The 14,947-nt window shown below is 46.1% G+C and carries 13 protein-coding genes and 1 tRNA gene; 4 read left to right on the top strand and 10 right to left on the bottom strand.

All coding sequences use genetic code 11. The features are described from left to right. Nucleotides 1-7 precede the first annotated feature (7 nt). The 3 genes from ACXACM_RS06380 to ACXACM_RS06370 form a co-directional block, all read right to left on the bottom strand. Complete coding sequence (locus ACXACM_RS06380) at nt 8-1,360, bottom strand: aldehyde dehydrogenase family protein (protein ID WP_474824249.1); 1,353 nt, start codon at nt 1,358-1,360, stop codon at nt 8-10. A gap of 186 nt (nt 1,361-1,546) precedes the next feature. Continuing rightward, complete coding sequence (locus tag ACXACM_RS06375) at nt 1,547-2,845, bottom strand: adenylosuccinate synthase (protein ID WP_474820555.1); 1,299 nt, start codon at nt 2,843-2,845, stop codon at nt 1,547-1,549. A gap of 116 nt (nt 2,846-2,961) precedes the next feature. Then, the gene (locus ACXACM_RS06370) at nt 2,962-3,150 is read right to left on the bottom strand and encodes a DUF2065 domain-containing protein (protein WP_474820553.1); all 189 of its coding nucleotides are present in this window, start codon (nt 3,148-3,150) and stop codon (nt 2,962-2,964) included. Between the two features lie 99 nt (nt 3,151-3,249). Between ACXACM_RS06370 and ACXACM_RS06365 the strand changes: the two genes are divergently transcribed. Continuing rightward, nucleotides 3,250-3,675: a hypothetical protein gene (locus tag ACXACM_RS06365; RefSeq protein ID WP_474820552.1), complete on the top strand. Its 426-nt coding sequence runs from the start codon at nt 3,250-3,252 to the stop codon at nt 3,673-3,675. 79 nt (nt 3,676-3,754) lie between these two features. Here the strand turns inward: ACXACM_RS06365 and ACXACM_RS06360 are convergent, their stop codons facing one another. Continuing rightward, the gene (locus ACXACM_RS06360) at nt 3,755-4,615 is read right to left on the bottom strand and encodes a tetratricopeptide repeat protein (RefSeq protein WP_474820551.1); all 861 of its coding nucleotides are present in this window, start codon (nt 4,613-4,615) and stop codon (nt 3,755-3,757) included. A 187-nt stretch (nt 4,616-4,802) separates the two neighbouring features. Here ACXACM_RS06360 and ACXACM_RS06355 point away from each other — a divergent pair, with 187 nt between their 5' ends. After that, nucleotides 4,803-6,737, top strand: a complete 1,935-nt coding sequence (locus ACXACM_RS06355) for an aminotransferase class V-fold PLP-dependent enzyme (protein ID WP_474820550.1) — start codon at nt 4,803-4,805, stop codon at nt 6,735-6,737. Between the two features lie 69 nt (nt 6,738-6,806). On the opposite strand, the gene ACXACM_RS06350 is transcribed toward ACXACM_RS06355, so the two are convergent. The 5 genes from ACXACM_RS06350 to purE form a co-directional block, all read right to left on the bottom strand. Then, the gene (locus tag ACXACM_RS06350) at nt 6,807-7,280 is read right to left on the bottom strand and encodes a Dps family protein (RefSeq protein ID WP_474820548.1); all 474 of its coding nucleotides are present in this window, start codon (nt 7,278-7,280) and stop codon (nt 6,807-6,809) included. A gap of 107 nt (nt 7,281-7,387) precedes the next feature. Beyond that, nucleotides 7,388-7,858, bottom strand: coding sequence for a copper chaperone PCu(A)C (locus tag ACXACM_RS06345; RefSeq protein ID WP_474820547.1), 471 nt, complete (start codon nt 7,856-7,858; stop codon nt 7,388-7,390). A gap of 163 nt (nt 7,859-8,021) precedes the next feature. Continuing rightward, nucleotides 8,022-8,097 (bottom strand) — tRNA-Thr (locus tag ACXACM_RS06340). A 61-nt stretch (nt 8,098-8,158) separates the two neighbouring features. Then, on the bottom strand, nt 8,159-9,304 hold the full coding sequence (locus tag ACXACM_RS06335) for a 5-(carboxyamino)imidazole ribonucleotide synthase (RefSeq protein ID WP_474820546.1): 1,146 nt from the start codon (nt 9,302-9,304) through the stop codon (nt 8,159-8,161). Then, a complete protein-coding gene (purE, locus tag ACXACM_RS06330) occupies nt 9,301-9,792 on the bottom strand; it encodes a 5-(carboxyamino)imidazole ribonucleotide mutase (protein WP_474820544.1) in 492 nt (163 codons plus the stop codon). Before purE ends, ACXACM_RS06335 begins: the two co-directional genes overlap by 4 nt. 209 nt (nt 9,793-10,001) lie before the next feature. Here purE and ACXACM_RS06325 point away from each other — a divergent pair, with 209 nt between their 5' ends. Next, entirely contained in the window at nt 10,002-10,880 is an 879-nt protein-coding gene (locus ACXACM_RS06325) for a LysR family transcriptional regulator (RefSeq protein ID WP_474820543.1), read from the top strand. Nucleotides 10,881-10,884: 4 nt separating this feature from the next. After that, entirely contained in the window at nt 10,885-12,132 is a 1,248-nt protein-coding gene (gene nhaA, locus ACXACM_RS06320; protein WP_474820542.1) for a Na+/H+ antiporter NhaA, read from the top strand. On the opposite strand, the gene ACXACM_RS06315 is transcribed toward nhaA, so the two are convergent. Further along, the gene (locus ACXACM_RS06315; RefSeq protein WP_474820540.1) at nt 12,087-14,915 is read right to left on the bottom strand and encodes an ATP-binding protein; all 2,829 of its coding nucleotides are present in this window, start codon (nt 14,913-14,915) and stop codon (nt 12,087-12,089) included. The two genes, nhaA and ACXACM_RS06315, sit on opposite strands and share 46 nt — an antisense overlap. Nucleotides 14,916-14,947: the final 32 nt, after the last annotated feature.

Raw genomic sequence — 14,947 nt, 5'->3', positions numbered from 1 at the left:
TTGCTTATTACAAGAATTTTTTCAATAACCAGAGTTTCCAACGAGAATATGGCGCATAGCGCGCTTTCACATCAAACTTTGAAGACTTAACCATCACCGCCTTGAGATGGCTGAAGGTGTCGAAACCGAACTTGCCGTGATAACGGCCCATGCCGCTGGTTCCCACGCCACCGAATGGCAGAGCGGGATTTGTCATGAACATCATTGTATCGTTTACACACACGCTACCTGCGCTGGTTTTGGACAACAAACGTTCACGAAAGTCATGATCTTCACTGAACACATACAATGCCAGAGGTTTTTGCCGGTAACGAATAAACGCTATGCTATCTTCGATATTCTCAAGTACCACAATAGGTAAAATAGGACCAAAAATTTCCTCTTGCATCAAGGGGCTTTTAAGATCGGGATTTAGAACGATAGTAGGTGCCAACTTACGCTGCTCTGGTAAACGCTCTCCGCCAAATACCACATCCTGTTCATGCAGAAGTTCACAGAGCCTGTTGTAATGGCGCTGATGAATAATTTGTCCATAGTCTTTACTCGATAGAGGTGTTTTTCCGTACTGTCGATGTATTTCTTCTTTCAGTGCGTCAATCAGCGCTGTTACCTGATGTTTATCAACCAAGACGTAATCGGGTGCGATACAGGTTTGCCCGCAGTTCATCCACTTACCCCACACCAATCGTCTGGCTGTGACCCTTAAATTACATGACGCGTCAACGACACAGGGACTCTTTCCTCCCAGCTCCAGTGTTACTGGCGTTAAATGCTGAGCAGCAGCCCGCATCACTATTTTTCCTACCTGCTCACCGCCTGTATAAAACACATGATCCCACGCGAGGGAAAGTAACCCTTGCGTTTCCGACTTGCCTCCTTCTACCACTGCGACAGTGTCTTGCTCAAGGTATTGTGGAATTAAACGGGTCATCAGAGAGGAGCAAGCAGGTGCAAGCTCGCTAGGCTTTAGCACTGCGCAGTTGCCAGCAGCCAGGGCTGCTATTAGTGGCGCGAGTAGCAGTTGAACCGGATAGTTCCAGGCTCCGATTATAAGCACAACGCCCAAGGGTTCAGGTTGCATGTAGCTGCGACCGGGTTGGGCCGCCATGGGGGTAGAAACATGTCGCAAATCGGCCCAAGCGTCCAAATGTTTAGCCGTGTGGCGAAGCTCAGACAGTAAGTACCCGATCTCAGCGGTCCAGGATTCTGTCTCCCCTTTGCCCAAGTCTTGGTATAGCGCCTCTTGTATTTCTTGTTGATGCTCAGTTAACAGGCTGGAAAGGCTTTGAAGTTGCTTCTTTCGCCATTGAATACTACGGGTTTTATCCGTATTAAAACCCGACTTTAACAACGAAAACATTGATGAATAATCAGGTGAGTTTTCTTTGTTTTCCTGAATACTGCTTGATGCCAAATGCATAGATAAACACTCCCAATGTAGCTACCCTCACTGTACTGTAAATACACAAAAGGTTGCCAATTGTTTCGGTGAATAGCAGAAACAAAAGAGCCTGCACATGGCAGGCTCTTTGTATTGGATAGCTGCTTACGCGTCGTATGGGTGACGCAACACGATAGTTTCGTTTCTATCCGGGCCCGTAGATACGATATCTACAGGTACACCAGTAATAGTTTCCAGTCTGGCGATGTAGTTCTTCGCCTCTTGTGGCAACTTGTCAAATTCAGTTACACCGAATGTACTGTCTTTCCACCCTGGCATTTCTTCATAAACAGGTGTGACAAGATCATAGCCATCAGCAGCCATGGGAGGCACATCTTTTACATTGCCGTCGGCATCTTTATAGCCAATACAAATTTGGAGCGTATCCAGGCCATCAAGTACATCCAGTTTGGTCAAACAGAAACCTGTAATTGAGTTGATTTGTACCGCTCGCTTCATGGCTACAGCATCGAACCAACCTGTACGACGCTTACGGCCTGTGGTAGCACCAAACTCGTGGCCTTTCACACCCAGGTGTTCACCAACATCACAGTCTAGCTCTGTTGGGAAAGGACCAGACCCCACACGGGTAGTATAGGCTTTCACAATGCCAAGTACGTAATCGAGATTCAAAGGACCAAAACCTGCACCAGTGGCCACACCGCCTACAGTCGTATTGGAAGACGTTACGTACGGGTAAGTTCCATGGTCGATATCGAGCAGTGTACCCTGGGCGCCTTCAAACATAATAGGCAGACCCGCTTTATGGGCTTTGTCCAGCTCATCGGTCACATCAACAACCATGGCTTTTAATATGTCTGATACAGCCAGTGCCTGCTTCAACGTTTCGTCGAAGTCGACCGCAGGCTCTTTATAGTACTGGGTTAGAGTGAAGTTATGTACGTCAAGGACTTCTTTCAACTTTGCGGCGAAGTCTTCTGGATTAAACAAATCACCAACCCGTAAACCACGGCGGGATACTTTGTCTTCGTAAGCAGGCCCAATACCACGACCCGTAGTACCAATAGCTTTGCTTCCGCGGGCTTTTTCCCGGGCGACGTCGAGCGCAACGTGGAACGGCAGGATAAGCGGGCAAGCTTCACTGATCTTCAGTCGCTCCCGTACAGGCACACCACGTTCTTCAAGCATGGTGATTTCCTTCATCAGGGCTTCTGGGCTTAACACCACGCCGTTACCGATAATACAGGTAACGTTATCGCGCAGAATACCAGATGGAATTAAGTGAAGTACGGTTTTCTCACCGTCGATTACCAGTGTGTGACCGGCATTGTGGCCGCCCTGATAGCGAACCACGTATTTCGCGCGATCTGTTAACAGGTCTACGACCTTTCCTTTACCCTCGTCACCCCATTGAGTGCCGAGTACCACAACGTTCTTTGCCATGAATCTAGTGCGTAAAAAAATTAGGTGAGGATTCTAACAAAAATAATGACTCATGATCATCTGTTTTATGCGCAAAAAAAACACAACGGTGCAGACATGACAGATTTTACACAATTTTACCTGCCGGATAGATAAATCAGACTGACTAATCCTACCACAACAAGAGCGCCACCTAAGCGCCTGAGCTGATTAGTTGGTTGCTGACTAATCGCCAGTAAATATAAACGCCATCGATTCGGTATAAGCAGAGGGCCAATGCCTTCGATGATACAAACCAGTGCCAATGCAGGCCAAAACCAATCCATTTTTATCTCTTCCACAACTCATTTGACCAGTAAATTTGTAATAACATTAGCTAAAAAATCTGCTATATCAATATAGTATGCAATAAAAAAGGATTGATAATGAGGTTTCCGTTACAGGGCCACTATGCACTTGATGTGTCCGGCAATATACTGGAAGTCTACGCGACAGGAGCCTGGAGTAAATCTACCGCTGAAGCACTTGCTGACGATATGTTTCGCGTTGTAGAACCTTTATCCGGTCATCCCTGGGCTGTACTCATGGACGGGCGGCGCTGGGTGTTGTCTACCCCTGAGTGTCAGAACGTACTGACCCTTGCAATCAAGAAATGCATTACCAAAGGGCTGGTTCGGTCGGCATATGTGCTTGATTCTGGCATGGTAAAACGGGCGCAACTAGAGCGAACCCATCCGCACTTGCGGGAAGACATGGCAAAAAGCAACTACGAGAGAGCGTACTTTAATCGTTATTTTGAGGCATTATGCTGGTTGCAGGAACGTGGGTTTACGCCTTACCCGCAAGATTAACGCTTCCCACTAATGGGATACGGGAACAGGTGATAAATTTCTCACCACCTGCAAACACTAAGCAAGACTAAATCGCGCTCTAGTACAACAAGCTATAAACCTTACGCCGATATTCTGACTTCAAGCTATCGCCATCTGGCAATGCATTAATCATATCTAACATGAGCTTTTTCGCTTCACCAAAGTTGAGATCTTTGCTCAGTACACTAAACAGCAATGCCAATGCGTCGGCGGACTTGTGCGCTTGTTGCAGCTGTACTGCAAGGTCGACTTTCAATTGTAAATTGTCAGGCTGAGCTTCGACTTCTTTGGTTAGTTGCTGGATCTCAGGTGACTCTGCAGCCTGCTCGGCAAGTTCAATTTTCCCACACAACGTCTGATAACGACTGTCCTGATCGACCAGCTTTACCTCTGAAAGCAGCGCCTTTGCCATATCAATAGAGCCGGTTTCCACTAAACAATCGACGTACATATAGCGGGCGTTAATATTCGTATCATTAAGCTCAAATGCTTGTTTTGCATTGGGGAAGGCAGCAGCGTAATCGCCTTCGTATATAGCTTCACCAGCTTTCGCTAAGAACGCATCCTCTGGTTTCGGCAAGTATTTTTCCAACATTTCCCTTATTTGCGCTTCTGGCTGCACCCCGGCAAATCCATCCACTGGCTGGCCATCTTTGACAACCATAACTGTAGGCAAGTTGCGGATCCCGAATTGAGCGGCTACTTCTTGCTGGGCGTCACAGTCCACCCGGGCGAGGATCAAACTATCACCATACTCAGCGGCTATTTTCTCTAATACCGGAGAAACGTCTTTACTTTGCTCACTCCATTCAGCCCAAAAATCCACCAACACCACTTTTTCCTGGGAGTCGGTCAAAATCACTTGCTGAAAGTTTTCCGGGGTGATGTCAACGGTACGGTTCGCTACTAAATTATCCATGAAAATCGCCTTTAAACAGTTTGCTCATTGATATGGGTATCTGTGTTGAAAACTCAAGCCTTCTACAAAGAGTAACCCCCGTTTACGATAGCCTATGAGTACGAAAAAGGTGTAGTGATAACACTGACATAACAGAAAAAGCAGGATAGACTGAGTCAATACCGTATCAATGGGCAGTAGAACCACTATGCTTCCAGCCTTAAAAATTCTTATCATCGAAGATTCAGCAGCACTACTTGAACAACTTACCGACAGTATTCGCAACACCATCGCTCTGTTTGACCGGCCTGACATCGACATTGCCATCATCGAGGCGTCATCGGTTGAAGAAGCATTAAGCGCTGTCCACAGTGATGGTGATCTTCAGGCGGTTGTTTTCAGTTGGGATACTGAAGTTAAACAATGCGAAGTAGACCCTCACAGCTCAAGTCAACAACGGGTGGACAACAATGCCACTGTTATCGAAGCTATTAAGGCCATACGACCAGAGCTTCCCGTGTACGTTCTTGGAGACGCAATAAAAGGTCTGGACATTGTTAATCAGGCTAATGGTATGGAGTCATTCTTCTATCGCAATGAAATAATTTCCGATCCGGAATCGATTCTTGGTTATATTATTAACGATTTTGACGACCGCAATGAAACGCCGTTTTGGACTGCTTATAAAGAATATGTGCTTGAGGCCAATGACTCCTGGCACACGCCAGGGCACAGCGGTGGTGCCAGTTTCCGCAACTCTCCATATATCAGCGATTTTTATCGCTTCTTCGGTCGCAATGTCTTTGTTAGCGACTTGTCGGTCAGCGTTGATTCACTGGGCTCATTATCTGATGGCACCCATGCTATTGGACGGGCTCAGGCAGCTCTTGCGAATACCTTCGAAGTACGGCAGTCTTACTTTGTTACTAACGGTTCTTCTACTTCTAACAAAATTATCTTACAAACTTTGCTTCGTGAGGGCGACAAAGTTATTGCTGACCGCAATTGTCACAAATCAGTGCACTACGGTATTGTACAAGCCCGTGCGATGCCGGTTTACCTCGACAGCGTGTTTAACCCTGACTACGGTATTTTCTCTCCGCCAAAACTGTCTCAATTACGGGAGCTTATTGAAGCTAACCTTGACGCTAAACTGATTGTTTTAACCGGTTGCACCTACGATGGCTTGCTCACGGACCTAAAGCAAGTAGTGGAACTTGGGCATCAACACGGAATAAAAGTCTTTATCGACGAGGCCTGGTTTGCCTATTCTCTGTTTCACCCCTATTTCAGGCACTATTCAGCGATTAACTCGGGCGCAGACTACATCACTCATTCCGCCCATAAAGTAGTCTCGGCATTTTCCCAGGCATCATTTATTCACATTAACGACCCCGATTTCGACAAGGATTTCTTTAAGGAGGTTTATAGTATCCACACCAGCACGTCACCAAAGTACCAACTCATAGCCTCCTTGGATGTGTGTCGTCAACAATTGGAAATGGAAGGATATAAAATTCTCAATGAACTACTAAGCAACGTAGCAGAATTCAAAGAGCAGGTTTCCCGTTTCTCAAAAATTCGCATTTTAGACGCTGCCGATTTTACAAAAATATTCCCTCACTTTACTCAGGATAATATTGGCCACGACCCATTGAAAATCCTCATAGACGTGTCGGAGCTGTCTTACTCGAATCAGGAGATTCACCGTTTCCTTATGGATGAGGTGGGCCTGGAAATTGAGAAGTTCACTCACAGTACTATTCTGGTTCTGCTAACTCTGGGCGGAATGAGATCGAAAATAGTCAGGTTGTACAACGCACTGAAAAAGCTGGATCAAGGAAAAGTCGCTCTCAGCAAAAGTAAAAACAGGCCGGTATTACCTGCTAATATCCCAGCTATCACCCTGGAAACCTTACCATCAACTGCTTTTTTTGGGCAAAGGGAGGCTATTCCGTGGCAAGAAAGTGTAGGTCGTATTGCGGCAGGGTTGGTAACGCCCTATCCACCCGGTATTCCACTAATCATTCCGGGGCAACGCATTGAAGAAGACCACATTAACTATTTGAAGTCCCTGTCTAATCAGAAGCTAACAATACAAGGTCTTTACGACGGTGAGCTTTACGTTGCAAAAAGTCTGTAACGAAAAAAAGGTGTCTGGCAACACGGCCAGACACCTTTCTTTATATTGTAAAGTTATCGCCTACTGAACTTAGTTCGGAAGGGTCGCGCGAAGCATCCACGCCGTTTTTTCATGAACGCGCATGCGATCAGAGACCAGCGCTGCTGAGGATTCATCATCGGCGTCCTGCGCTTGTTTCAATACTTCTCTGGAAGTTTTCACAACCGCTTCGTGACCCAGAGTAAGTAAACGCACCATTTCACTTGCTTCAGGAACGCCTTCAACTTCTTTGATTGAGCTCAATTCAACGAATGACTTATAAGTGCCTGGTGCTGCTACGCCTAAGGTACGGATCCGTTCTGCAATTTCATCCACGGCTTCTGCAAGCTCTGTATAGTGCTCTTCAAACATAAGGTGAAGTTCACGAAATTGTGGGCCGCTCACGTTCCAGTGAAAGTTATGAGTTTGCAAGTACAATGTGTACGAGTCGGCAAGTAAATGCTTCAAGCCTTCTGCTACGGCAGTACGATCTGTTTCTGAAATACCAATATCTATCTTGCTCATCTTACTCTCCTGATAGTAATTACCAATTAATAAGAAAACTTTAAATCTATAATAATGATACTAACATGCTTTGAGTTTGGATTACACTCATTCAAAAAATAATCGCATTAATGATGATGGTGAGAGTGGGCGTCGTCATCTTGCCCCGATTTTACCATGATATTCACAGACTGGATATCTCCATCAGAAAACCGAAAACGCATCGGCACCATGTCTCCTTCCTTTAAACCAGTCTTCAAACCCACCAGCATAATATGTTCAGACCCAGGCTGTAATATCACGGTTCCCAGTGCGGGGATCGCAAGACCTTTTTTGAGCTCTCGCATTTTCATCATACCCTCTTTCATTAGCGTGGTATGAATTTGTGCATCTCTGGCAATATTCTCATCTGTTGAAACACTTTCCAGTATCAATTCACTGTCAGCCTGATTAGTAAGAGTGAGATAAACGGCGCCGGAATTTGCCATTGGGAATGTCGCCCTTGCCCAGGCGTCAGTAATACTTACCTTGGCAAAACACATTGAAGAAAAAACCAGGGATACTACTGCTACAGCGCCTGCCATACGTCGTAAAGTCATAATGCCAATCCATGTTTGCGTTAGGCTTATACTATCCGTAAGCATAGACAGAATGAAGTACTTTGCGCTGATTAATGTTATCAAAATGTGATGTACAACAAGGAAAGCGGAAAAACACAGATTAAACGGATGGGGAAAGAGGCTGTTGATGTGTGCGATAAAATGGTGCCGACTGCCGGAATCGAACTGGCGACCTACTGATTACAAGTCAGTTGCTCTACCAACTGAGCTAAGTCGGCACACTTTCACACTTTTTGCTGCTAGCAGCGGATGCGTATTCTAGCGATGAAATTCTCTGTGTCAAGGCTCAATATGTTTTAGTTTCCGCGCTTCTTTGCCGAGCTTCGGAAAATACTCTGAAGGCACAAACTGCCCCAAGGCTTCCAGCTTTTCACCGAGTTCACGATAGGTAGTAGCCGTAACGTTTATATGTCCCATCTTTCTTTTCTCTCGCACTGTTTTGCCATACCAATGCAAGTGACAACCGGGAATCTTCAATAAATCCCGGGAAAAACTGCTACATCCGATAATATTAACCATCGCACTCGGTCCCCGGGCTTGTGTATTTCCAAGCGGTAAGCCCACTACAGCACGAAGGTGATTTTCGAACTGGCTGGTATCGCAACCGCTCATTGACCAATGACCCGAATTGTGAACCCTGGGCGCCAACTCATTCACCAACAGCGTGTTACCGCACTGAAACATCTCCACAGCCAGTACACCAACGTAGTTCATGCCGTCAGCAAGCTTGCGGAAAATGTCTTCGGCCTTATTTTGTAATTCGTCGCTCACATCAGGCGCTGGCGCGACAGAAACATGAAGCTGCCCCTGATGATGCAGGTTTTCCGCCAGGGGATACACTTTAATATCACCAGATTTATCGCGAACACCAACCAGAGAAAGTTCACGCTCGAAATCTACCATTTCCTCGACAACCAATGGTACGGCGGTAAGATTCAGATTGCTCAGCGCTTGTTTTAGCTCTGGGAGCTGTTCTTCACTGGTTAAGCGCCACTGACCATAACCATCGTAGCCATCGCGACTGGCTTTTATGATAAGTTTGTCGCCCATAGCAGAAACACAATCTTCCAGCTCGTCAGTATAGGTGACCACTTTATGCGCTGCATTGGGAATACTCAGTGCGTCCAGTAAACGTTTCTCTCTGACACGGTCGGCGCCCACCAATATGGCATCAATAGACGGAAACAACTTCTCGGATTTACTAGCTTCTTCTAACAAACGTTCCGGAACGTGCTCGAACTCAACGGTCAGAGCATCGGAAGATTCAATGGCCTGGGCGAGGTTGATGTCCAACGGGCGTTTGCTAACAGGGTGTACAACGGTATCATTGCTAACGTCTACTGCATGAACCTCAATACCCAGCGGGCATCCTGCCAGGTACATCATTTGCGCGAGTTGGCCCGCCCCATACACCAAAACCCTCATTCATCTAACTCCAGTTGACCACTGCTCAAAACAGTGTCGGTTTGCGACTTTCTGAAAGTAATCACCTTTTCTCGCACTGCATCATCATTTAGTGCAACAACCTGAGCGGCGAGCAAGCCAGCGTTTGCAGCTCCAGCGTCACCAATCGCCAAGGTTCCCACAGCCACGCCTTTGGGCATTTGCACAATGGACAGTAAAGAATCAAGGCCATTTAAAGCCTTAGATTTGACAGGGCAACCAAACACGGGCAGATGTGTATGGGCTGCTATCATGCCAGGCAGGTGCGCCGCACCGCCGGCACCGGCAATAATACAGCTAAACCCCTGTTCATGAGCAGACTCAGCAAACTCCACTAACAAATTCGGTGTTCTATGGGCCGACACCACGCTTGCCTCGAAATCAACGCCGAGGTTTTTCAGCATTTTTGCAGCGTTCTGCATAGTGGGCCAGTCAGAGGTTGACCCCATAACAATAGCAACTTTGGCCATCGAGTGACTCCCGTCTTTAAATTAAAAGCTTGTGGGCCTGCGAATGTGTGTTCTTTTTGTAGCAAGCCAGAGAGCGGAGGATTTTAGCACAGTTTCTGCTAATACCTATATATGGAAGGCAGCGCAGTCATGATAAATGTATCTTTTTAAGATTTTTTCTATAGTCTATGTGGGACAAGAAACTAAGCTCCGCTAACAGGTAGAATTTTATGCAGTCTCTCACGTTCAGGCTACTGGAAGTGTTCCAAAGTATTGTAGACAATGGCTCCGTTACCGCTGCATCAACTGCCCTGAACTTGTCTCAACCTACCGTTTCATTGCAATTAAAGAAACTCGCTGGCATTGTCGGTATGCCTTTATTCGAGCAAACCTACGGACAATTAAAAATGACCGAAGCCGGGGAAGCTGTGTATCAGTGTGCCCAGGAAGTGCTCGGTTCACAGTCCCGCCTCGACAGCCAAATCCAAGCGCTCAAAGGAGTTGAAATAGGTACGTTGAAACTATCGGTGGTCACAACTGCTAAGTATGTTATACCGCCTATCCTGAGCCCATTTTGCCAGCAACATCCGAACATTGACGTGCGTTTTACTGTGGGCAACCGAGCCGACATTATAGAACGATTACGACACAACCGAGATGACATTTATATATTCACACAACCGCCTACCGACGAATCTTTGGAGTGCACGCCATTTTTGCAAAATAAGCTGGTCGTTATAGCCCCACCAAATTACGACGGGCCTGACCATTGCGATCTACACACCCTTAGCAAGCAAAAATTTCTGCTTAGAGAGTTTGGCAGTGGAACCCGAAGAACCATCCAGGATTATTGCGACAAACATGGCGTTGTGTTTGAAAACCCCATGCTGATCGAAAGTAACGAAGCAATTCGTCTTGCAGTGTCGTCTGGCCTTGGTTTAGCTATCATCTCCCAACACACCTTAGAACAAACCCACAAAGACAGTGTTCGTATACTTACTGTAAAAGATTTTCCTTTGGTGAACCACTGGCAGGCTGTCACCGTAAAACATCGAAAGATAAGTCTTGCAGCCCAAGCATTTAAGAGGGCGCTATTGAACGTGGAGTGATTACATGGACAAGAAAGATGTTGAGCAGGTGCTGGAAGAAATTGTTTCCGATGTTCACGATTTCTTACACCGTGACTCAGCTGCCGGCATTGTACTTATGGCGGCCACCGTCCTCGCGTTAATCGTTGCCAATACCCCCCTTAACTACTATTACAACCAGCTCATTGACATGTATGTCACCATTGCCGCTGGTAGTTTTGCCATCGACAAGCCGCTGCTATTGTGGATCAACGACGGACTGATGGCGGTGTTCTTTTTTCATGTTGGTCTGGAATTGAAGCGAGAAGTCGTCGAAGGAGAGCTTTCTAACCCCAAAGATATAATTTTGCCCGCAGCAGGTGCAGTGGGAGGGATGATTGCCCCGGTCGCTATTTATTTGTGGCTCACCTGGGGAGCCGAAAATGCCATGTCCGGCTGGGCAATTCCGGCGGCAACAGATATTGCCTTCGCGCTGGGTATCATGGCCCTGTTGGGTAGCCGGGTGCCTGCCAGCCTAAAAATCTTTCTGGTCACGCTCGCCATTATTGATGACATCGGAGCGATCATCATTATCGCAGTGTTTTACACCGAAAATATCACTTTAACAGCGCTGATTGTTGCCGCTGTGTGTTTGCCTGTTCTTTATATAATGAACCGTAAAAACGTGGTTGATATTCCCGCCTATGTGATGGTAGGCATTATTTTATGGGTTGCCATGTTAAAGTCAGGCGTTCATGCCACCCTGGCTGGCGTTGTACTGGCTGCATTTATTCCTATGCGAGATAACAAGGACCAAAGCTACTCCCCGGTAACCCGATTGGAGCACAGTCTCAACAGCACAGTTAGTTTTGCTATTTTGCCAGTTTTCGCCTTTGCTAACGCCGGGATAGATTTTAGTCAAATTCGTCCCGAGGGCATCTTACACCCTGTTACTTTCGGTATTTTCCTGGGTTTGGTTTTAGGTAAACAACTTGGCGTTTTTGCATTCAGTTGGATGGCAGTAAAGCTAAAATTGGCTACCCTGCCCAGTGATTTATCTTTCAAGCACATTTATGGCTGCGCACTGTTGTGCGGTGTGGGCTTTACCATGAGTTTATTTATAGGCTCATTAGCGTTTGAAGGCTCAGGAATTAACAGAGTATTTGACGAACGGGTGGGTATCCTCGCGGGATCACTGGTTTCCGCGCTCTTGGGCTACTTTGTGTTGTACATAGTGGGAAAACCACCTCAATCTGCAGATGCTACCGATGTGGACACACCACTGGAGCCATAGTGGCGTTGATAAATCTCGGACAGTTTGGCAAAAAGCGCCTGCCGCTTGACTGGTTTGCTTAGGTATCCGTTCATCCCTGCATCCAGACATCGAACCTGATCTTCACTAAAGGCATTTGCAGTAAGGGCTACAATGGGAGTGTTGCGCTTTTCTCCCACTAAAGCTCTAATTTCCCGGGTCGCTTCAAAACCATCCATTACGGGCATCTGACAATCCATCAATATAATATGAAAGTTGACCTGATTCACCGCATTGAGGGCGTCTTTGCCGTTACCAACCCTGACACATTTCACCTTTTGTGCTTTAAGCATATCGAGCACAATATGTGCATTTATATCATTGTCTTCAACGACCAGCACTTTTAACTGCTCAGGAAGGGTGACCGGAGTATCATCGGCGTTTTGCACACTTGCGGTTGCCTCTGTAAACGGCAAGGTCACTGTAAATCGGGTCCCCTCTCCTATTTGAGATGCAACCTGAATGTCGCCACCCATTAATTCAATTAGTCGCTGAGTGATAGCCAGGCCAAGCCCCGTACCGCCGTAAACCCTTGTGGTTGAGGTATCAGCTTGAGCAAACTGCTCAAATATGCCTTTTAACTTATCTTCTGGGATCCCCACCCCAGTGTCTTCAACGGTCAGCGTAACCCGTTGCGCTTCATAAGCCAGTGAAACAGTAATTTCACCTTCTTGCGTGAACTTAACGGCATTGCTTAGCAGATTATTTACAATTTGCGATAGCTTACCCATATCGCCAACCAGCGCATTCGGTACGTCATTTAAGTAAGTCAGCGAGCACGTAACCCCCTTATTAATTGCTGCATCCTGATGTAAATAAAAGGAGGCTTCAATTACGTCCTGCAATGAGAATGTCGTACTGTCCAACTGCATTTTTCCCGCTTCGATTTTAGACCAGTCCAAAATACTGTCTAAGATCATCAACAAGTTCGCCGCAGACTGAGAAATCATGGTGATCCTGCGAGCAATAACGGGCGGCACTTCATCATCCAAAAGATTCTCACACGAGCCGATAATACCGTTCATAGGCGTACGGATTTCATGGGACATATTTGCGAGAAACTGTGACTTAGCTATATTGGCAGCCTGTGCTTCACTCAGTGCCAATTCCAAAGATTGGGTTTTCTCTTCTATGCGCGATGCCAGGGTCTGATTAAAGGAGTTGAGTTGGCTATTCAATTTGCGTTGATCAAGGTGGGCAGAATCAAGTTCATTGAAAGCGTGAATAAGGCGCAGTTGCAGTGACCTGAACGCCTTTTCCAATGCTTGTATTTCTGCAATAGGCTGATAAGAAGCGGACTTGATAGAATCTTTTGAAAGCTTGGGGTTAAAGCGCTCGAACTGACCAACTAAGCGATCAAGAGGCTGAGCTAAAAAGCCTGCTAATGCCATGCCACCAGCAAGACCCAACACTCCAAGAACTACCAGCAACCCCAGGACAGTTAATAGAGACTCGTTAGTAATAGCGACAAACATTTTGTAATCAAAGAATAATCGCACGTGCCAACCATAAGGTTGAATTACTGCACTTTGCGCAAACCGCTTTGAACCATGATAGTTGACTAAACCATCACAGGACTCAGCTTCACATGAGTCAAAAGAAAACATTGTCAACGGTGTAATATGTAAGGGAGTCGAGGCATATACAACCCTTCCGGCCCGATCTTCAACTACCATTTTAAAGCCGCCGATATTCTGCGCATCAAAGCGACTGAATGCATTCAGCGATAGCGAACCTTCGACGATACCGATAATATGTTCCTGAGCATCTTTGACCGGGGCCGAAATTGCCACAATAGGATCAGTGCCAAAGCCTCGGCCTTCAAACGCATCTGAAAAGTAAGGCTCGCCACTCTCCATTATATGCTTATAATACGCGCGTTCTGAAATATCGAGCATGCCCGAACGCTTCACCATTTCAAGCAGATTGTCCGGCCAAGCGTTAGTAATAATGCCATCATTATCTGTTGTTAGAAATGTCAAAAATGACTTATTAGTCTGTGACAGAGTTTCTAATATAGCGTGAGCATTTTCATTTTCTACGTAAACAGCCCCATCTACTTGTGACATGCTAATAGCTGCAAGATCTATCGCTCCCTGATGCTCGGTAAGATATGCCTGAACCTGTTCTCCCAGCACAAAGACCCGTTGCTTCATGTAGTTGTTGAATTGTTGCCACTGGGTTTGTTGGTGTTGATAAATAAAGGCATAACTGACGGTAAAGACAGCAATAAAAAACAACGCGCTAAAGCAGTATCCGAGCAGTTTTTTAACGTGAATTTGCTCCGATTTACGCTGTGGGAAAAATCGCATTTGAATGAAAAGAAAAGCGAGATGACCGGTCATGACACTCATGAGCGCACAAAACCAGGTCACTGCAGTTGCCGTTACTGTAAATAAGGAAAAGCTGCCTGAGCTGACGCTGTAATACCCTAGTAAAATAAACACCAGGCCACAACTGTATATTACTGTAGTGACTTTTAAGGCGTAAAATACGGGTTTCCCGTATGCGTGAAGCGATATCAATGCAGGTAATGCTATGAGTGATAATAGTGGTAAGCTTAATTCATGCAAATAAAGTGCTGGCAGTAGTGATACAAAAATAGCAGGTAAAGCGCAACGGGGCGGAAAAAATAGTGCTATCAGCACAGTGACGGGCAAACCAAACAGAGTAAGCCCTTCACTAATAAAAGGTTGTGGCAATAAGCTTAGGCCAAATCCTATCAGCGTTAACGCCACTAACCATTTTAAATTTTTTTCGCGCATTACGCCATTCTCTACGCGAGACTAACCTTTTC

This window comes from Alteromonas sp. AWQ4_252 (assembly GCF_056158205.1).
The sequence above is the reverse complement of the archived record's forward strand: the minus strand, read 5'-3'. Positions and strand labels throughout refer to the sequence as shown.